Source organism: Staphylococcus auricularis (assembly GCF_001500315.1).
Taxonomy (GTDB): Bacteria; Bacillota; Bacilli; order Staphylococcales; family Staphylococcaceae; genus Staphylococcus; species Staphylococcus auricularis.
In genome coordinates this window covers 56,835-75,847 of record NZ_LLER01000004.1, presented here as the reverse complement: position 1 = coordinate 75,847, position 19,013 = coordinate 56,835, and the positions used below count along the sequence as shown (strand labels likewise).

Annotated in this window: 20 protein-coding genes and 1 pseudogene; 2 read left to right on the top strand and 19 right to left on the bottom strand. The window is 35.8% G+C overall.

Annotated elements, in window-relative coordinates; translation table 11 throughout:
* Window positions 1-220: 220 nt before the first annotated feature.
* The 14 genes from APS80_RS02960 to APS80_RS02895 form a co-directional block, all read right to left on the bottom strand.
* Window positions 221-835 carry a phosphatase PAP2 family protein gene (locus APS80_RS02960; RefSeq protein WP_059106802.1) on the bottom strand — a complete coding sequence of 205 codons (615 nt, stop codon included), beginning with the start codon at window positions 833-835 and terminating at the stop codon, window positions 221-223.
* A gap of 15 nt (window positions 836-850) precedes the next feature.
* Window positions 851-1,927 carry an undecaprenyldiphospho-muramoylpentapeptide beta-N-acetylglucosaminyltransferase gene (locus APS80_RS02955; protein ID WP_059106801.1) on the bottom strand — a complete coding sequence of 359 codons (1,077 nt, stop codon included), beginning with the start codon at window positions 1,925-1,927 and terminating at the stop codon, window positions 851-853.
* Window positions 1,928-1,939: 12 nt separating this feature from the next.
* The gene (locus APS80_RS02950) at window positions 1,940-2,449 is read right to left on the bottom strand and encodes a GNAT family N-acetyltransferase (RefSeq protein WP_059106800.1); all 510 of its coding nucleotides are present in this window, start codon (window positions 2,447-2,449) and stop codon (window positions 1,940-1,942) included.
* 24 nt (window positions 2,450-2,473) lie between these two features.
* On the bottom strand, window positions 2,474-3,946 hold the full coding sequence (locus tag APS80_RS02945; RefSeq protein WP_059106799.1) for a S41 family peptidase: 1,473 nt from the start codon (window positions 3,944-3,946) through the stop codon (window positions 2,474-2,476).
* Between the two features lie 237 nt (window positions 3,947-4,183).
* On the bottom strand, window positions 4,184-4,405 hold the full coding sequence (locus APS80_RS02940; RefSeq protein ID WP_059106798.1) for a YozE family protein: 222 nt from the start codon (window positions 4,403-4,405) through the stop codon (window positions 4,184-4,186).
* Window positions 4,405-4,905: a PTS sugar transporter subunit IIA gene (locus tag APS80_RS02935; RefSeq protein WP_059106797.1), complete on the bottom strand. Its 501-nt coding sequence runs from the start codon at window positions 4,903-4,905 to the stop codon at window positions 4,405-4,407. Before APS80_RS02935 ends, APS80_RS02940 begins: the two co-directional genes overlap by 1 nt.
* Before the next feature lie 11 nt (window positions 4,906-4,916).
* Window positions 4,917-5,345 carry a peptide-methionine (R)-S-oxide reductase MsrB gene (gene msrB, locus APS80_RS02930; protein WP_059106796.1) on the bottom strand — a complete coding sequence of 143 codons (429 nt, stop codon included), beginning with the start codon at window positions 5,343-5,345 and terminating at the stop codon, window positions 4,917-4,919.
* A gap of 5 nt (window positions 5,346-5,350) precedes the next feature.
* The gene (gene msrA / locus APS80_RS02925; RefSeq protein ID WP_059106795.1) at window positions 5,351-5,866 is read right to left on the bottom strand and encodes a peptide-methionine (S)-S-oxide reductase MsrA; all 516 of its coding nucleotides are present in this window, start codon (window positions 5,864-5,866) and stop codon (window positions 5,351-5,353) included.
* Between the two features lie 158 nt (window positions 5,867-6,024).
* Window positions 6,025-6,864: a DegV family protein gene (locus APS80_RS02920; protein ID WP_059106794.1), complete on the bottom strand. Its 840-nt coding sequence runs from the start codon at window positions 6,862-6,864 to the stop codon at window positions 6,025-6,027.
* A gap of 241 nt (window positions 6,865-7,105) precedes the next feature.
* On the bottom strand, window positions 7,106-7,582 hold the full coding sequence (locus APS80_RS02915) for a dihydrofolate reductase (protein WP_059106793.1): 477 nt from the start codon (window positions 7,580-7,582) through the stop codon (window positions 7,106-7,108).
* A 73-nt stretch (window positions 7,583-7,655) separates the two neighbouring features.
* A complete protein-coding gene (locus tag APS80_RS02910; protein WP_059106792.1) occupies window positions 7,656-8,612 on the bottom strand; it encodes a thymidylate synthase in 957 nt (318 codons plus the stop codon).
* 86 nt (window positions 8,613-8,698) lie between these two features.
* Window positions 8,699-9,136, bottom strand: coding sequence for a bacilliredoxin BrxA (gene brxA, locus APS80_RS02905; RefSeq protein ID WP_059106791.1), 438 nt, complete (start codon window positions 9,134-9,136; stop codon window positions 8,699-8,701).
* 20 nt (window positions 9,137-9,156) lie between these two features.
* Window positions 9,157-10,272, bottom strand: a complete 1,116-nt coding sequence (locus APS80_RS02900; protein ID WP_059106790.1) for a conserved virulence factor C family protein — start codon at window positions 10,270-10,272, stop codon at window positions 9,157-9,159.
* Window positions 10,273-10,284: 12 nt separating this feature from the next.
* Window positions 10,285-10,470, bottom strand: a complete 186-nt coding sequence (locus APS80_RS02895) for a zinc-finger domain-containing protein (RefSeq protein ID WP_059106789.1) — start codon at window positions 10,468-10,470, stop codon at window positions 10,285-10,287.
* Window positions 10,471-10,780: 310 nt separating this feature from the next.
* Here APS80_RS02895 and APS80_RS02890 point away from each other — a divergent pair, with 310 nt between their 5' ends.
* The gene (locus tag APS80_RS02890; protein ID WP_059106788.1) at window positions 10,781-11,485 is read left to right on the top strand and encodes a queuosine precursor transporter; all 705 of its coding nucleotides are present in this window, start codon (window positions 10,781-10,783) and stop codon (window positions 11,483-11,485) included.
* A gap of 18 nt (window positions 11,486-11,503) precedes the next feature.
* Here the strand turns inward: APS80_RS02890 and APS80_RS02885 are convergent, their stop codons facing one another.
* Window positions 11,504-12,085, bottom strand: coding sequence for an RBBP9/YdeN family alpha/beta hydrolase (locus APS80_RS02885; protein ID WP_059106787.1), 582 nt, complete (start codon window positions 12,083-12,085; stop codon window positions 11,504-11,506).
* A gap of 148 nt (window positions 12,086-12,233) precedes the next feature.
* On the opposite strand from APS80_RS02885, the gene APS80_RS02880 reads away from it, so the two are divergent.
* The gene (locus APS80_RS02880) at window positions 12,234-12,641 is read left to right on the top strand and encodes a ribonuclease HI family protein (protein WP_059106786.1); all 408 of its coding nucleotides are present in this window, start codon (window positions 12,234-12,236) and stop codon (window positions 12,639-12,641) included.
* Between the two features lie 78 nt (window positions 12,642-12,719).
* Here APS80_RS02880 and APS80_RS02875 read toward each other — a convergent pair whose 3' ends face one another.
* The 4 genes and pseudogenes from APS80_RS02875 to rarD all read right to left on the bottom strand — a co-directional run.
* Window positions 12,720-13,601: a 5'-3' exonuclease gene (locus APS80_RS02875; RefSeq protein ID WP_059106785.1), complete on the bottom strand. Its 882-nt coding sequence runs from the start codon at window positions 13,599-13,601 to the stop codon at window positions 12,720-12,722.
* 15 nt (window positions 13,602-13,616) lie between these two features.
* Entirely contained in the window at window positions 13,617-17,066 is a 3,450-nt protein-coding gene (locus tag APS80_RS02870; protein WP_059106784.1) for a dynamin family protein, read from the bottom strand.
* A 177-nt stretch (window positions 17,067-17,243) separates the two neighbouring features.
* Window positions 17,244-17,900 carry an SDR family oxidoreductase gene (locus tag APS80_RS02865; RefSeq protein WP_059106783.1) on the bottom strand — a complete coding sequence of 219 codons (657 nt, stop codon included), beginning with the start codon at window positions 17,898-17,900 and terminating at the stop codon, window positions 17,244-17,246.
* A gap of 253 nt (window positions 17,901-18,153) precedes the next feature.
* Window positions 18,154-18,993: pseudogene (gene rarD / locus APS80_RS02860) on the bottom strand (EamA family transporter RarD); the annotation flags it as partial.
* Window positions 18,994-19,013: the final 20 nt, after the last annotated feature.

Below are 19,013 nucleotides of genomic sequence, written 5' to 3'. Positions count from 1 at the left end.
CATCAATATCCCCTTTTATATTCCCGTAAAAGACTAACGTTGTAAATCAACGTGTGAGATAAAGACCGTTTTTACGAATGTAAAACGGTCTTTATAATAAACAAAAGACTTTTTGACACAATAAGCGGCTAGAACGCACGTAGTTCTAGCCGCTTATCTTTATTTAATTCCAATATCAAACTAAATTAACCACTGTGTATAAAGAGGTTCACTTGCTCAGTTAAATCTGTAATTGGTTCCGTAAGATGAGTGTTGTCATTAACAGACAGAACGCACCACCTAAAAAGCCTGCCACGACATCTGTCGTATAGTGCACACCTAAATAAACACGTGAAATACAAATTGAAAGAATAAGGCAAGCACATAAGGCAATGACTGTTCCTTTTGCTTTCCCTTTCATCAATCGGTTGGCGATGTAGATTAAACTACCGAAGAATGCGGTGGATCCCATCGCATGGCCACTTGGAAAGCTAAATCCAGAAATATCAATAAGACGTAACAGTGTTGGCCGTTCTCGTTCAAAGATATTTTTCAACAATGGGTTGAGTGTGCTGGATAAAGTCATTGTAAGTGCAAAAAGTAAGGCTTCAATATTGTAGCGTTTCAATAATAAATAAGCTACGAAAATGAGTGAAAGACAAATCATCACCCATACTTCAGCGATGCGCGTCACTCCGATAAAGAAGCTTGTGGTAATTAAACTTTCTGTTGAGTAGATAAAGTCATAGACTTCGTTGTCCACCCATCGACCTAATCTCGACTCATGGAAGAAAGCAATAACACCAAATATTAACGTGAAGATAATTAATAATGAAATACGTTTCCAACGATTCATAGCGATTGAACCTCTCTATTTATTATCTGTATCATGTAATATTTTATCAAACAGTTCTTCTTTCGTATAGCTTTGTTTATATTGAGACATCTCTTTGACGATGTCATCTCTATCGCTTTCAATATTTGAAAGAGCTTGCATAAATGCTTCACCAGTGAGGCCGTCCTCTTGAATCATTTTAGCAAAACCTTTAGATTCAAAGTATTTCGCATTGTCAATTTGGTCCCCACGTGATTGATCTAAACCAAGTGGAATCAATAACATTGGGATACGTAATGTTAAGAACTCATAGATCGCATTTGAACCTGCACGACTCACTACTGTATCCGTCATTGCGAGTAAATGGGTCAAGGGTTCATTCACAAATTCATATTGCACATAACCTGTTTTATTTTCATAAGTCTCATCGATTAAACCTTTACCAGTTAAATGAATGACTTGATAATGTTTGAGCAACTCGTCTAAGTTATCACGTATGATTTCGTTTAATTTCTTACTACCTAAGCTGCCACCCATGACGAGAAGGGCCGGTTTATCCTTACTGAATTGTGTCATTTCATAACCTTTGTCAGGATCGCCTGACGTTAAATCATCTCTAATCGTTGCACCAACAAAATCAGCTTTATCTTTCGGTAAATAGTTAATCGTATCTTCAAATGTCGTGTAAATTTTTTGCGCAAATTTTAAAGATATTTTATTCGCTAACCCCGGTGTCACATCAGATTCATGGATGATGGTTGGAATGTTTAATGTTTTAGCAGCGATAACAACCGGTACAGAGACAAATCCACCTTTAGAGAAGAGTAAATCTGGTTTTTCTTTTTTGAGCACTTTACGTGCATCTACAATACCTTTCAATACTCTAAACATATCTTTGATATTTTCTAAAGATAAATAGCGTCTTAATTTACCGCTTGAGATGTCATGGTAGTCGATGTCTGGAAGTCGAGATTCGATCATTTCACGTTCTATGCCGTTTTTAGAGCCGATATAAAACGCTTCGTGGTTATCGGCTAATGCGGTGGGGATCAAACTTAAATTGACTGAGACGTGACCTACAGTCCCTCCACCAGTGAATGCTATTTTTACCATATGTTAAAACCTCTATTCCTCTATTGTTTTATAGTAAGCGTAGAAGTGTTCACCTTTATCAAAAGGATGATAGTCGATTTCAGCTTCACCGACTTTTGTGAACCCAAATTTTTCAAATAAACCTTGTGCAGGTTTATTCAAAGCAAATGTATCTGTAAGAATAACATGAACTTGATGTTCTAAAGCGTGATCTATAGCGAAGTTAAACAGTTCAGTGGCGCCACCTTTGTAATCGCTTGAACTAGCTAAACGGTGAATGACGAAAGCGCCTTCTCTATCGATAGGCCATTCTAATTCATCATACCAATCCGCTTGTTGTTGATCGATAACAATAAAACCATAAATCTCACCTTCATCGTCTATGACAAACAATGTATCTGTTTCGATGTCTTTTTTAAAATGAGTATCTAACGGATAGTGATCATCCCATTGTGTATTATTGTTATCACGCATTTTTGCTTTTGCTTCCTCAACTAAATCTAACACACTATCTAAATCTTGAAACGTTGCTTTTCTAATCATGAAAATTTCCCTCCATCAAATTCATTATTTAAGTCGTTCCAGCAGTTTATCTAACACAACATCGTCATCATTTGCTTTTTCCACTAAGAGCTGGGTGAATTTTTCATTTGTTTTCTTATTAAATTCACCTGTCACATCTAAATCGTGTTGTTGTTGAAATGCTTTGACAGCATCAACTAATTCCTCGTCATATTGTGTAGATAGATTATCAATGTGATAATCTAAGGCTTTAAGACCCACTTTCATGGTTTTAATGTGTTTACTTTGATCTCCTTGTTTAAATGTTTCATCACTTGGGATAACATTCAATGACTGATAAGCAGGAGGATCGATCTTCACATCAGGTTTGATCCCTTTACCATGAATGTAATGGCCTTCTGGTGTTAACCATTTCATATTCGTAAATTTAAGCAATGAACCATCGTCGAATTCTTTGGTAGTCTGTACTATTCCTTTACCAAAAGATTTGGAACCATAAACTTTTGCAATACCATAATCTTTTAAAGCACCTGTAAATACTTCAGAAGCGCTTGCAGATCCTTCATTAATGAGGACTGAAACGTCCATGTTTTCTGTTTCTTTTACTTTGTCGTTTGGAGCAGGAATTTCTTCAGTCTGTTTACCTTTTTGTAATTTCACTACTGTTTTATATTTGTCGATGAAAATATTAGCCATTTTTACAGCTTCGTCTAATAGTCCGCCTGGGTTATTACGTAAATCAAGCACGAGATCTTTTTTACCTGCTTTATGCGCTTTTAACACTGCAGATTTTAATTCGGCAGCTGTACTGCTTTGGAATTTATTGATTGTTAAAATTGCGATATCGCCTTTCGTTTCATAATCTACACTTTTCACATGGATTTTATCGCGTTTAATTTTAATATCATGTGAGTCGGAACCTCGTTTGACTGTTAGAGTAACGGTTGTCCCTTTTTTGCCGCGGACTTCTTTAACGATGGATTCTAACGGTTTACCTTTGACACTTTTACCGTTAACTTTTTCAACGACATCCTTAGGTTGAATGCCTGCTTTTTCTGCTGGAGAACCTTTCATAGGACTTGTAATTTGAATTTGATCATCTTTTTTCTGCATTTCTGCACCAATGCCTACAAAATCTCCTGAAACATCTTCATTAAATGACTCTGTTTCATCCTTAGTCATATACTCTGAATACGGGTCTCTGAGGGATTTGACCATGCCATTAATCGCACTTTCAGTTAATTGGTTTGATGTCGTTCCTTTATAGTAATCATCAGATAGTGTTTTGTAGACATTTTCAATTTTAGAAATATCATCTCTTTGATCGGCATCTAAACCACTGAGTTTATGACTGACAAAGAGCGTGGCACTCACTGTGATGATAACAGTGATGAAGATCGTTAAGAGTGCAAATAGCCACAGTTGGGATGTTTTAAATGTATGTATACCTGATTTATTTTTGTTTTCATGATTATTATCTTGGTTGTTTTCATCATGTTGGTTCTCAGTTTGCGTCAAAATTATCACTTCCTCATATTTGAACTAACGTGTTTTCATTTTATCAAAATATCACACCATTCATCACTTATTGTGACAAGGAATTTTAAATATGGACTAGATCATCGTTGAACTGTAACGAATGATACGATTAAAAGTCCCCCTAAAAAAGAAATGAGCTGGGATTCATCTCATTGATTCACCCCAGCTATATGATCTCATTATTTTATTCCAATTATAAAATAGCTCATAAACATGCTAGAATTTAAGCCATTCTGTATATTCTTCATAAAGGTTATCAAAAATCGACATGGGTACAGAATATGTGCCTTGTGTTTCTATATATTTGGAAATCGTATCAAAGTCCTTTTCATATTTAGGAAAAGACAAATCATGGTATATCTCATCTGCAAGGATACCTTCATCGCCTTTACGATCTCGAACAGTTAGCATAAATTGATAAAATGAGTGATCTTTCATTAGTTGATAGTCACATCAACGACTTTAGTTTCGCCTTTAACGACATGATCTACGTCTGCAATTTGGATAGATGACGTTTGATCAGAGTTTGTAACGATGACTGGAGAAATTTCAGATTTAGCATTTTTCTTAATGTAATCTAAATCTACTTCGATGAGTGGATCACCGACACTCACTTCATCTCCGCTTTGTACAGAAACTTCAAAGCCTTCCCCATCTAATTGAACGGTATCTAAACCGATATGAATGAGTAATTCTAGCCCATTATCAGCTTTAAGACCGATCGCATGTTTAGTAGGGAATACATTATCCACTGTACCATCGATTGGTGAAACGATTTGGCCTTCAGATGGTTTAATACCAAAGCCGTCACCCATCATTTTTTGTGCAAATACTGGATCGGGAATATCTTCTATTTTTACAAATTCTCCAGTAAAAGGTGCTTTGATTTCTATATCTTTGTTAACTTCTTTCCCTTTGCCAAATAATTTTTTGAACATCGAGTTCACTCCTAATCTTTGAAATATCTTACTAAATCTTCATACCCTAATTCTTCTAATTTATCATAAGGAATGAATTGAATTGCAGCAGAATTGATGCAATAACGTAAGCCACCACGATCTTTCGGACCATCGTTGAACACGTGACCTAAATGGCTATTCGCATCTTCGGAACGCACTTCAGTACGCACCATACCATGCGTTTTGTCTACTAATTCTACAAGTGATTCGTCGTCGATCGGTTTTGAAAAACTAGGCCAACCACAATCTGATTCGAATTTATCTTCAGAAGTGAAAAGTGGTTTACCTGAAATTTTATCGACATAAATGCCTTTGTCAAAATGATTCCAATATTCGTTACGGAATGGGGGCTCAGTCCCATTCTCTTGAGTAACTAGATATTCCATTTCATTTAATTCGTTTTTATCTCTTTTGATCATTTTGATTACCCCCAGTGTTTTTCAATAAATGCTTTACGTCCAGAACCACGTTGATACTGTTCATAATGTTGAGGGTTCTTTTTATAGAAGTCTTGGTGATAAGATTCAGCAGGGTAAAAATTTTTATACGGTTTGATTGGTGTGATGACAGGTTTATCAAAAATATTTTTTTCGTTAAGTTCTTGTATCTTAACCTCAGCCGCTTTTTTCTGTTCTTCATCATGGTAGAAAATAACAGGTTCGTAGTGTTCACCACGATCGAAAAATTGACCACCATTATCAGTAGGGTCAAATGTTTTGAAATAGACGTCCAAAATATTTTCAAACGATGTAATTTGGTCATCGTAAGTAATTTGAACGGCTTCTACATGACCTGTTTGGTCTGAACATACTTCTTCATATGTTGGATTCTCTACGTGGCCACCACTATAACCAGAAACAATATCTTGAATGCCAGGATAAGATGCAAAAGGTTTAACTAAACACCAAAAGCAACCGCCAGCTAATGTAGCATAAGCCATATTTTATTCTCCTTACATATTTATTGTAACAAATTTATCATTAAGAGCTTGTATTTGCTATTAATATGTTTGATTTAACAATATAGTAAATATCCTATTAATAGAGAAACGATTTATATTTTGCACTTTAACTTGTAATCTCTATCAAAGACGTCTTTTTAGGAACGTAAGATGATTACTCCGATCGCTCCTTGACCTGTATGTGTAGAAATGATTGGTGTAGTAACATTCATATCATAGTGCGGGACATCGAATTCTTCTGAAAACTGCTTTTTAACCTTCTCTATAAATTCGATAATATTCGCATGCGCTAGCCCAATAGCCTGAATGCGATGGTTTTCTACAAATGACGCAATCTCTTTCTTGAGAAATTTAATCGCTGAATTTTGCGTACGCACATTGTGCATAAGATCAATTTCTCCGTTTTTAAGCGTCCCAATTGGATTTATTTTCATCATGTTACCGATAAATCCTTTTGCTTTACCGATGCGTCCACCTTTAATTAATTGTTGTAATTGACCGATAACGACAAACACTTTGATATTTTTGTGTAAATCAGCCAGTTTTGCTGTAATCGTTTCAATGTCATGACCTTCTTCAATCCATTGAACGATGTGTTGAATTTGGTAGCCTAGTCCAAAAGAAATTGATTTTGAATCAAAAACAGTGACGTTACTATCTGTCATCTGACTTGCTTGAACCGCTGTTTGATACGTCCCACTTAATCCTGACGTTAAGTGAATACTGATAATATGTGAACCATCTTCCCCTAATTTATCATACAATTCAATAAATTTTCCTATCGCTGGTTGACTCGTTTTAACGTCCGCACCAGCTTCAATCATTTCAATGAAGGCTTTCGAAGTAATATCAACTTGGTCTTCATAAGACTTGCCATCTATTGTTAAGTTTAATGGTATCACGTGAATATCATGTTCCTCGAGATAATCATGAGATAAATCAGATGTGGAATCTGTTACAATTTTAAATTTAGTCATAGTTTATATGCCGATAGATTTTTGAAAACATAAATGGGTGAGCTATATTATTAATTCAATCTAAAGGCTTCTCCCTTCTTCAATATATTAAAATAACTTCTACAGGTTGAACCTTTTTTCATTTTTAGTAATGTACCATAAATCATTAGAGCTTACAATTTAAAATAAAATCTTCAAACTAGCGTGATGACGTTGCGATTGATTTCATATTCACCCTTGTTCTCTATCTTCAACATAATGATTATTTACGAACTAAATGTAAAAAAGTATGAGGAATAGTGTTTTTTTCGTCCAATGTGCCTTCTACTGCAGAATCAACTTCCCAATCTTCAAACGTATATGGTGGGAAGAACGTATCCCCTTGGTATTTATCTTCGATGAGCGTAATGTACATGTCATCCACTTTATCAATCATTGCTTCGAATAAGGATTGACCACCAAAAATAAATACTTGACCTGGTAGGTCATAAATTTCATCTAGAGAATGAATCACATCTACACCTTCAGGATTGAATGATTCATTACGCGTTAATACAACGTTACGACGATTCGGTAGTGGTTTACCAATGGATTCATAAGTAGCTCTTCCCATTACAAGTGTATTACCTGTTGATAATTGTTTTACATGCTTCATATCATTAGGCAAATGCCATGGTAGTTGATTATTTACACCAATCACACGTTGTTGATCATGTGCTACGAGAATGGAAAGTGTCATAAAATTACCCCCTATCTTTATTTACCCTCTATTATATAATAAATCTTCGCACTTCTTAAATTAAAGCATCATATTAAACTGCTATAGGTGTTTTAATACCTGGATGAGATTGGTAATCGACGATTTCTAAATCTTCATATTCCAAATCGAAGATCGACTTATCAGAATTGATACGGAGTTTTGGTGGTTCGAAGCTATCACGTTCGAGTTGTTTACGAACTGCATCGACATGATTACTATAAATATGAGCATCACCAAATGTATGAACAAATTCGCCTACTTCTAAACCACATTCTTTTGCGATGAGATGCGTGAGGAGACTATAGCTCGCGATATTAAACGGCACGCCTAAAAAGATATCAGCACTTCTTTGGTAAAGTTGGCAACTCAATTTACCATCTTGAACATAAAATTGGAATAATGTATGGCAAGGTGGTAAAGCCATGTCATCAATTTCTGCAGGATTCCATGCAGTGATGATATGTCTTCTAGAACTTGGATTTGTCTTAATTTGTTCAATCACCGTTTTGAGTTGGTCAAAGTGGTTGCCGTCTTTATCTTCCCAGTCTCTCCACTGTTTCCCGTACACTTTTCCTAAATTACCGAAGCGTTTCGCAAACGCATTATCTTCTAAAATACGTGCTTTAAATTTTTTCATCTCAGCTTGATATTGTTCATTGAATGCTTCATCTTCTAATGAACGATGACCAAAGTCAGTCATGTCTGGACCGTGATACTCATCTGAATTAATGTAGTTTTCAAAAGCCCATTCATTCCAAATATTATTATTATATTGTAGTAAGTAACGAATATTTGTATCTCCGCGGATAAACCAAATTAATTCAGTAGCAATTAATTTAAAAGATACTTTTTTAGTTGTTAAAAGCGGAAAACCTTGAGATAGGTCAAAGCGTAATTGATGACCGAACTTTGAAATAGTCCCTGTATTGGTACGATCATCACGTGTTTGACCATGTGCTAGTATTTCTTCACATAATTCGTGGTATGATTGGTCAAATGGATTGAGCATCATGCCACCTCCGTTTCTATATTTTTGAGTTAAAAGCACGTGGATGATGCAAAATTCGCATGATGGTTCATGCGTTTTCACACACGTTATGAGCAATGTTCATCAAATACATCTTTAATATCCATACATATATCTTGGACATCGCGACCTTCAATATGTTCACGTGGTATAAAATGTTTAAGTTCTTTACCTTTAAATAAAGCATAAGAAGGACTAGATGGTACTTGTTGGATATAATCTCGCATTTGTTCAGTTGCTGCTTTATCTTGTCCAGCAAAGACAGTAATTTTATTTGTTGGTTTTGCATCGTTTTGTTCTGCTACCGTTACCGCTGCAGGACGAGCAAGACCAGCTGCACAACCACAAGTTGAATTAATGACGACAAACGTCGTATCATCGTCGTTAACATTTTCCATATATTGCGTTACTGCATCTTCAGATTCTAAACTTTCAAACCCGTTTGATGTTAATTCATCACGCATTTGAGTTACTAATTCTTTCATATAAGCTTCATAAGCATTCATTTAATTTCCCACCTCATTGTTTATTTATTATTTCGATTTGCGATTTGTTTCCACACAGATCCTAATGCTTCATCGCCATTTTCGATTCTTGAAATCGCCATTTCAATTTGTAGTTTGACTTCGTAAGCTGGATCGTCTACATGTGCTTTTAATGCGTCTAATTGTTCAGGGCCACCTTCATCAAATAGGAACATCGCTGCACGCCATCTCACTATTTTTTGAGGATCATCTAACGCTTGTTCCATTTCTGGCAGCGCTTGTTTAAAACCAAGATCACTTAAACAATCTCCTGCTGTACGTCTCACAGCTGGTGCTTTATCATGTAAACCTTTATACAAGTAAGGTAAAGCGATCTCATCTTCAATCATGCCGATGAGTACGATGGCTTCACGGCGTAATGGTACTTTGGTTTCTTCCCTCAAAACTGTATCAAGTAGTGGTAAATCTGCTTCAGTCGGTGTAGGGAACTGTTTAAGCATGCGTAAACGAGCCTTCCAATCGTCTGTGGCTTGATATGTTTCAAGTGATACACGTTCATAATGTTTTTCAGGCACCACAATATCTGTAGATAACGCTTCTTGAACTTGACTTTCAAGTTGAGATTCTGGGTAAAGTGCAGTCACTTCTTCGAATACTTCTGACATAATTTCGTCCAGTTCACCATAACGGATGCCAAAGTCTTCCCATTTACGTAAAAAGACGATGTTATCGTCATCTTTTTGGGCTGCTAACATGCTATCTATATAAGCTTCGGGCAATTGTTTTCGTTTTTCTTCATCACCAGAAGTTAATTTAATTTGGTAAGGGATACCTTTAAACATGAGCACTTCTGCTTTAACTTCACCGTAGTGTTCATCTGGTAATGATTCGTCTGTTTGTAGCTCGTTATTGAGTGTTGCAGTTACATGAGGTAAAACTTCTTCCCAGTCAGCTTTAGGTTCCTTATCTACAGCAAGGAAATCCATAACGTAGAATATCGATTTGACACCTTCAACATTTAAAACATCATTGATAAATTGAGGTTGATCGTCTTTTACTGTAGTATACGTATTTGATGCATTATCAGATCTTTTTTCCGTTAATACAATCTTCATTGTATTTGGACTGGGTGTAGGTTCAACGCGCAAAATCTCCATGTGAAGTCCTCCTTATTGCAATTCATTTCCTAATTGTTTGATTTGTTTCCCAACTGAACACTCACTAATACAAAAGTGATGAGCTTGTGTTTTACCTTGTGTTTTTCTGATATGCGCTTTTAATAAACAGTGATCGCAATACGTATTCATTAAATGATCGATTTGCGCTAAGGCTGCTTTCTCAGAATAAGTTAACATCTACTCACCTTCCTCATTAGCTCGTTGGTTTTTTCTATGACTCATATTATAACATCTTCACGGCGTTTCTCTTAATGTTAGGTATTGTGAAACAATTGTTTTATGTGTAATGTTTCACAACAATAATAACGCTACATGTCACCTAAAAATTTAACCTTCTCTCGTATAGTATTTGATGTTCACGGCTCTTATCTTCCCTCGTGAAAATGAAACACGGTATTGAATTTTAAGTTTAATAGGATTACAATAGATAAGTTGTATTATTGCGGTTTCTAAACACCCGCTTGATCAAAATTTAGGAGGAAAATTAATGTTTAATATTTTATTTGGTATATTAACGTTCTTTGTAACGTTTATTTTACTCATACTGATGTATCGTCTATTTGGCAAACACGGACTCATCGCATGGGTTGCAATTGGTACGATTATCGCAAATATCCAAGTAGTAAAAACAGTTGATCTGTTCACGATTTCTGCCAAGTTAGGTAACGTCATGTTCGCTTCCATTTATCTAGCGACAGATATCTTAAATGATATTTATGGTCGCAGAATGGCAAAACGTGCGATCTGGATTGGTTTCAGTTCAACGTTAATCATGATTATCGTCATGCAGTTATCACTACACTTTATTCCAGCTCCAGAAGATACAGCACAAAATGCAATGGATACGATATTTAGCGTTGTGCCACGTATCGCACTCGGTTCTATTATCGCATATATAATTGGGCAACAAGTCGATGTACTTATCTTCTCAGCTATTAAGAAAATCTTTTCTTCAGATAAAACATTTATCATTCGTGCATACGGAAGTACTATTTTAAGTAATATTTTAGATACAGCATTATTCGTGTTTATCGCTTTCTTTGGTACGATGCCAAATGGCGTAGTCCTTGAAATCTTTATCACAACATATGTACTTAAAATTATTTCAACGATCTTTAACGTACCGTTTGGTTACATTGCCAAATCATTTTATAGAAAAGGTAAAATTCAACACATTGATGAAGAATATTAAAAAAGCTCGGGAATTGGTTTATTTACCAATTTCCGAGTTATTTTGTTTAATCAAACCGACGATATAGGATTTTAAGCGATCGAATCGATCATAACCATCACGTGCTAAAAAGTGACCGTTATGTTCAATGATTGTTGTGGGAACTTTCAATGATTGTGATAACTCATCTGTATAAGCAATATCTACGACAGGATCATCAGAGGCTGCGATAGACATGATGCGTGCAGCAGATAATCTAGGATATTGGATGTGACATTGATCTATAAAGGTATTTAATTCCGGTAAATCTGTTAAGGTTTGACCGAAGCCAGCAACTAGGAATAAACCTTTAATGTGATGGATTTGGGGTAAATTAGTGAGAAAATCTAACGTCGTTATGACACCTAGACTATGTGCAACGATAATCGTTTCGCTATCGAGTTGTTCTTGTATAAGATGTTGTAATGTCGCTGACCACGCTTTATAATCAGGCTGATTCGTATCTGGTAAAGCGACGACTTCGGTTTCATAACCGTATGCTTCCATTTCATCTGCGAGCCATTGATACCAATGACTACTTGAAGTCGCTTGATAGCTATGTACGATAAACATTTTTTTCATAGTAAGATCACCTATTTCATTCGTTTTCCCTTATTCGCTGTATTGTGTTCAGTTTATAATAGCATTGCTTGAATTTCCACTTTTCAGTTTATATGATAATAGAAGATAGTGCCAAAGATGTATGCATTTTTGAGAGAAAGGTGAAAATATGGCGAAAATATATTTTGATGCAGCGACACAAGGCAATCCAGGCATGAGTTCGGGTGCTGTCGTCATCATTACCGAAGAAACACATACGGTTAAAACGTATGATTTGCCTGCCTTAGATAACCATAGTGCAGAGTGGGAAACATTACTCAGAGCACTAGACTTAGCTTCTGAAATGAACGTGGATAACGCACTCATCTTCACTGATTCAAAGCTCATCGAAGATAGTATCAATCAAGAAAGTGTAAAAAATGAGCGATTTAAACCGTATCTTGAAAAGGCGTTAAGTTATACTGATACGTTTGCACTCATGTTTGTAAAATGGGTTCCACGTGCTCAAAACAAAGAAGCGAATCATCACGCCCAACAAGCCTTGTATAAACAAACAAAACAACAAAAACACAAATAAAGGGCCATCCTAACACATTTTTCTTGCCCCGATATGAGCAGCTTAAGCTTGATGTGTGTAAAGGATAGCCCTTTTCTTTTATTTGTAATGTGTAACTAAATACTTCGCAGATACATAGAGTTCTTTTTCATTACAAACAGATAGAATATGTGATAGCTCTGCTTGATATGCCATTTGCTCTTTCAGATTGTTCGTTTCTAAAGGAACTTCAGTGTAAATCCGTGCGAGTTGTTTAGACAGGATTAAGTTATCATAGTCTGCTTGTATTTTCTTTTGCTGCGCAGGTGTCAGTTCATCGAGATGCGCGACCACTTCTTCTACTGAACCATGTTGCTGCACGAGTTTGATCGCAGTTTTCTCACCGATACCTTTGACGCCCGGATAACCATCTGCACTGTCGCCCATAAATGCTTTGACATCGATCAATTGTTCAGGATGCAGACCGTATTCTTCTTCAAATTGTGCTTCAGTATAGCGATTATAGGTACTAAATCCTTTTTTAGTTAACCATATCTCAGTATTTTTATTGAGGCACTGTAAAATATCACGGTCACCTGTGACTACATATACAGGCATCTCTTCAGAAAATTGTTTTACTAATGTTCCTATGACATCATCGGCTTCGTAATTTTTAACCCCTAAATTGAGAAAGCCGAGCTCTGCTGCAATTTCTTTGACGTCATCAAATTGCGGAATCAACTCTTCAGGTGGTTCAGGGCGATGTTGTTTATATGCATTAAACATATCATTGCGGAATGTTGCTTGTCCCATATCCCAACAGATTGCGACATGGGTCGGTTGGATATCATTTATAGCCGTATAAACATGACGAACAAATCCTTGTATGGCATTTGTCGGTATGCCTTCAGAATTACGCATAAATTGATTGCGAAAGCTTGTCGCGTAAAAATGGCGGAACAAGAGCGCCATACCATCGATAATTAGTAATTTATCAGTCATGTGTCAAACACCTTTCTATATTTGCAAAGTTTCACTTAATTGGCGATGCGTTGTTTCTAACTGGTTAATCAATGTTGCATCGATATCTACAGATAATAATTGTGTGATTTGTGATTGTGTATCTTGTTCTAACGCTTCAAATGTTGCTTCACTTTGTTGCTGTAAGGACGTTAGACCGTTAACTAATGCGGTTCTTAATTGCGCAATACCACTCTGTAATAATAACATAGTGTGTTGTACGATTTCTTCATGCAATGCTTGTTGTTTCTTGCTGTTGAGTAAATTCTTTTTATTGAGTGATTTCGGTAAGCGACTCAATAAATCATTCAGTTCGATATGCACATAAGGACGGTCCAGTTCAAACGTCAGCTCACTGAATGACGGATCGATAAAAACATGGAGTTGTTCTAATGCTTGTTTGAGTGGTGCAATTTCATTTTTCAATTCTGAAGTGAAATATTTTTTCGTCCGTTCAACGAGTAACGATTGCTCTAAGTATAACCGTTGGTGAATATGATCTAAATATGCTTTCGTCGTCAATCTCTTCTCTTGAGAAAAATCGCTGTTTTGCGTCATCTGTGTATTATAAAATGCTTTTGCATCGTCGAGTAAATATAACTTCAGTCGTTCAGTTAAATGATAAATTTGATCCTCAACTTCATTTTGACTGCGTTGGCCTACGGTTTGAATCGTTTGTAGAGACATGACACCATGACGTGCATAGTCAGTTAATTTTTGCTTACGTTGCTCAATTTGAGCTCGATTTGTTTGGTATTCATCAATCATGTCACGATAAGCTTGGTTGATATGTGTCAGTTGATGGATCATTTGTTGTTGCAGTATATCTTTTGAAGTCACATTTGCAAAATGATCGATGCTTTCTCGCAATTGATCGACACCTTCATCCGCCGCTGCTAGAGCTGATCGGCTTGAAACAGCATAAATATCTGAGTTTAGTTGAACTTGAGCCAGAGCATCTTTGACATAATCGATGACAGCCGCTTTATCTTCGTCACTTTCTGCTAAATCCACTGCATTCACGACCATTTTGAAGGCTTGGTTTTCATTTAATTGATTCATCTGTTTCATGTGCTCAATGAATTTTTTATCATTATCCGTAAATAAGTGATTAAAGTAGCTGACATATAAGATTAAATCAGAGGATGTTAGAATCTTTTCTGTTTCGTTTGTATGTCGCTGATTGTTAGAGTGCAGTCCGAGTGAGTCTACGATAATTTTATCTTTCAACCATTCTAACGGTAATTGAAGATGTACCGTTTTAACAAAGGTCGCGTATTCATCTTGAGCGCTCCATTTTTTGACTTCTTGTTGGTTAATCGTGTGCTTTTGCCCTTCTGCCAACATGTCTTGATACATATCGTAATGCTTTTCAATCGCCCGTATAAACGCAAGTTGATTTTTTTCTAATTGTGCTTTTAGCTTTTCTACATTTTGTTTTAAAAACTGAGTGATCGAATCAAATGAGACATTATGAACTTCAAACACATGATTTAATTCTTCCAACAACTGTGCTTCTGATTTTAAAGTGATGGCACTGCCATTGCCATAAGATAATTCAGTTGTCGCAGCTGTTGTAGGATTCGGCGAGCTCACTAAATAATAATCTCCTAAAAGTGCATTAATCAGGCTGCTTTTACCTGCACTAAACGTGCCAAATACTCCTATTTTTATCACTTTCTTCTCTAGACGATTGAGCGTTTCTCGTATATCAGCTTTAGTCTGTTCAAATAGCGGGACAGGCTCGACTAAATCAAGAGCTCGTTTAATTGTATCTATTCGACTGGTATGTTGAATTTCGCTCGTTGTCGTATCATTATCATCATATTTACGGATATTTTTATCTGTTCGAGATGGCGTATAGTGAATTTCTGTTCGGTCAATCAGTTTATCTAATGAATCATCAATATGAATATAATAATGGTGATAATTTTCAGTTGTTAAAGAATGTTTGAGATCTCTAAGTTCTACATACTGTTCATAAAGTGCATGGTCTTGATCTTGCTCCGTTTGGACACCTTTTGCTTGTGCGTGTTGAACTGCCTCGTCGAACAGAGGTTCAGATTGTGATTTAATTTGTTGTTTAACCGCTTTCAATAAATCATCTGAAAATGTGAGTACATATTGATTAGAAATACTAATTTGAGGTTGATAGCGATTCTCTATAATAGAAGGATCGATATCGTAATGTTGATTTAAGATCGCTTCAGTGGTCTGTGCGTCATTAATAAATCGTGTCAAAAATGACATATCTTCTCTTAAAGGTTGGCGTATCTGTTGGTTAACTTTTTCTTGCAGCAGTGCGATTGCATCGTCTAAACGTTGTTGTTGAATGTGTTGTAGCTTTTTCTTTTTATTAAACAAACCGCTTACTTTAAACTGCTGAGCACGACTTTCTAAATAAAGGCGCAACCGTTCACGCATATCGTGTGTCATCACATAAGCATTGTCTAATATGTCCTGGCGCTTATTTTTTAAAAATGTAGCCAATTCAGCTTCATCATTTAATAATTGCGCTTCTTCACTCACTTGTTGATTTTGTTGGAACGTCAAATAGGCTTGGTTAAAATTGGATTCTTCGACATCAAGCACTTCGAGTAACTGCTGCATTTCATTTTGAATATACGCAAGCTGTGATGTAGTGATAAATTGAACCATGCGTGCAACATAATCTTCCATAGCTTCTCTATGTTGATCTTTTTCTACTAAATATGAAGACAAAGCATCGATTTCATTATGTGGATGATCATATTTTGATACATAAAAAATACGTTCGAGAGATAAATCCCATTCTTGAATGGCAAGTTCGACTCTCTCTTTAAATGCTTCAAATGACAGCTCGTCATCGCTATGTTTATCGATTTGATTAATGACGAATACGACCGGAATCCCGTTTTGGTTTAAACGCTTCATAAATTGAAAATTAAGCGCTGATTGAACGTGGTTATAATCCACGGTATAAAAAATGATATTACTCGTATACATAAATTGTTCAATGCTTGATTGGTGCGTCGACACGTTAGAATCTACACCAGGTGTATCTTGAAGCGTAAAACCGTTGCTAAATTTATTAGAAGTAAATTTAATTTCTACAGACTCAACGTTGACGTTTTCCCGATTCATTTGTTTCACTTGTTCATAATTATCTAATAATGTGTAACGTTGATGATCCAAGTTCGCAACGATGCCAGGCTCCTCTGAGACCGAAACGATAGCTGTGTTACTCGTAGTTGGCACAGGTGAGCTCGGAAGGATATTTTGTTCTAAAATCAGGTTAACTAACGTAGATTTCCCTGCTGAGAAATGACCGACAAACGTGCCTGTATATTGATCTAAGTAAACCTTTTTAATCATTTGATTGATGCTATGGACTAAAGTTTGATTATTAGATTTTTCCACTTCTTTTTTTAATTTATATAAAATATCAAGGTGTTCAGTGTTGGACATAATCTGCAATCCCCTTTTTTATTGCATAGTAATTAATAAAACATATTGTATAATAAGTTGCCCTAACGAAAAAGTATATCTTAAGATTTTTCTGAAAATAATAATCCTCACATACTAAAAAAGCCTAAAAGTTAATGTTACATGACTTTTAGGCTAAGCGTTATGTGCTTTTAAACGTTATTCATGATTGAATGTTCTTTCACCGTGTTTCGGTTTTGGACCATCAGTTTTCGGTTTGTTAATGCCTATATTTTCACGTAAAAAGAGTTCTGGATCTTTCGCGATGTTTACAATGACCGTTGCCACACTTTTACGTGAAACTTCTGTACCTTTAAATGTTTCATCTTTCTCTGTTGTTTCGAAATCAATTTCATTAAAGTTAGTTAACCAAGCAGGTCTCAATAACGTATAATCGAGATCGGATGCTTCAATCATATCAGCTGCACGTTTATAAACAGCTAGTTTTTCACCTAATTTATCTTCTACCCATTTACCAAATGCGCCAGGTACTTCATTATAAATACCTAATGCTGTCACAAAAATGAGGCGTTTTACTTCATTTTGTTCCATCGCTTTCACGATAATTTCTGCTTCTTTATCGAGTTCACCAGAAAGACTAGCGACGACAATGTCAACGTCTTGCATTGCATCGTTCACATCATCAATATTTGTCGCATCTCCTTCTCTCACACGAATACGATCTGAAGCATAATCTGGGAGACGATTGGCATCTCTTAAAAATAAACGTAGTGTATAGTTGGTATTTTCTAAAAATGAATTGATTGCCGCTTTAGATATGTTTCCGTTTGCTCCTAATATGAGTACTCTTCTCATATAATCACTCCAATATTTAATATTTATCTATCTTATTGTATGAATGACTTAGCGCATTTTTATGGTGAAAATGTTCGACTCCATTTACTTCACGATAACATATTTCTATCCTATTAATGATGAGATTTGCCCAGTATTTACATAAATTTAAAATATAATAACAAATGACAACCTCTATTTATTTAATCAGCGCACGTCGATAGTGTTTCATTTTTAAATATTGAGAGAAGCTATAGATGAGAATGCCTAATCAGATAAAGATAAACGTAATAAATTGATTCATGTCAAATGGCTCACCGAACACAAAGATACCAAGCACGAACATAATGGTCGGACCTATGTATTGGATGAACCCCATCAATGATAATGGAATCCGACGTGCACCAGCCGAAAACAAAATGAGTGGTATCGCTGTTAACGCACCTGAAAATAAGAGTAAAAACGTAGACATATTCAGCCCGACAGCACTTTCATGTTGTTGGAATAAATAACTGATATAAATGAGTGCCACAGGTTCTGTTACAATACACTCAATCGTGATACTACTAATCGCATGAATAGGTACAAGCTTTTTAATAAGTCCATAGAGACCAAATGTAAAGGCGAGTAATAAAGAAACGATAGGAAACACGCCGACTTGAATCGTCATATAGAGCACGCCAATTAAAGCTAAGATGATTGCAAGCCATTCAGGTTTATTAAACCGTTCCTTTAAGAAAATGAACGCGAGTACGATATTAACTAATGGGTTAATATAATATCCTAAACTGGTTTGAAGTACGTGACCATTTGTGACTGCCCAAATAAAGGTTCCCCAATTGAGCGTAATGACATAGCCAGCAATAATTAAAGCGAATAGCTTTGTCGGTGTCGTAAATAAAAATCTTACATCTTCAAAAAATGGTCGTCTATAATGACCAATGGATACGACTATGAGCATAAATATCATAGATAAAATAATGCGATAGGCTAAAATTTCAAACGCATCAAATCCATGAATGAGATCCCAGTATATAGGTAAAATTCCCCATAAAACATAGGCAATAATTGAAAACAATATACCAGCTTTCATGTCGTTTGTTTCTTGTTGCATATATCCCATCCCCTTAAATT

Bases quoted from the DNA above. Each gene is read 5' to 3' on its own strand.
- APS80_RS02920 (WP_059106794.1), bottom strand. From the start codon at position 6,864: ATGACTAAATTTAAAATTGTAACAGATTCCACATCTGATTTATCTCAT.
- brxA (WP_059106791.1), bottom strand. From the start codon at position 9,136: ATGAATGCTTATGAAGCTTATATGAAAGAATTAGTAACTCAAATGCGT.
- APS80_RS02895 (WP_059106789.1), bottom strand. From the start codon at position 10,470: ATGTTAACTTATTCTGAGAAAGCAGCCTTAGCGCAAATCGATCATTTA.
- APS80_RS02875 (WP_059106785.1), bottom strand. From the start codon at position 13,601: ATGACTGATAAATTACTAATTATCGATGGTATGGCGCTCTTGTTCCGC.
- APS80_RS02885 (WP_059106787.1), bottom strand. From the start codon at position 12,085: ATGAAAAAAATGTTTATCGTACATAGCTATCAAGCGACTTCAAGTAGT.
- APS80_RS02865 (WP_059106783.1), bottom strand. From the start codon at position 17,900: ATGAGAAGAGTACTCATATTAGGAGCAAACGGAAACATATCTAAAGCG.
- APS80_RS02955 (WP_059106801.1), bottom strand. From the start codon at position 1,927: ATGGTAAAAATAGCATTCACTGGTGGAGGGACTGTAGGTCACGTCTCA.
- APS80_RS02870 (WP_059106784.1), bottom strand. From the start codon at position 17,066: ATGTCCAACACTGAACACCTTGATATTTTATATAAATTAAAAAAAGAA.
- APS80_RS02940 (WP_059106798.1), bottom strand. From the start codon at position 4,405: ATGAAAGATCACTCATTTTATCAATTTATGCTAACTGTTCGAGATCGT.
- APS80_RS02910 (WP_059106792.1), bottom strand. From the start codon at position 8,612: ATGCTCAATCCATTTGACCAATCATACCACGAATTATGTGAAGAAATA.
- APS80_RS02935 (WP_059106797.1), bottom strand. From the start codon at position 4,905: ATGTTCAAAAAATTATTTGGCAAAGGGAAAGAAGTTAACAAAGATATA.
- APS80_RS02950 (WP_059106800.1), bottom strand. From the start codon at position 2,449: ATGATTAGAAAAGCAACGTTTCAAGATTTAGATAGTGTGTTAGATTTA.
- APS80_RS02900 (WP_059106790.1), bottom strand. From the start codon at position 10,272: ATGGAGATTTTGCGCGTTGAACCTACACCCAGTCCAAATACAATGAAG.
- APS80_RS02960 (WP_059106802.1), bottom strand. From the start codon at position 835: ATGAATCGTTGGAAACGTATTTCATTATTAATTATCTTCACGTTAATA.
- APS80_RS02890 (WP_059106788.1), top strand. From the start codon at position 10,781: ATGTTTAATATTTTATTTGGTATATTAACGTTCTTTGTAACGTTTATT.
- msrB (WP_059106796.1), bottom strand. From the start codon at position 5,345: ATGATCAAAAGAGATAAAAACGAATTAAATGAAATGGAATATCTAGTT.
- APS80_RS02880 (WP_059106786.1), top strand. From the start codon at position 12,234: ATGGCGAAAATATATTTTGATGCAGCGACACAAGGCAATCCAGGCATG.
- msrA (WP_059106795.1), bottom strand. From the start codon at position 5,866: ATGGCTTATGCTACATTAGCTGGCGGTTGCTTTTGGTGTTTAGTTAAA.
- APS80_RS02915 (WP_059106793.1), bottom strand. From the start codon at position 7,582: ATGACACTTTCCATTCTCGTAGCACATGATCAACAACGTGTGATTGGT.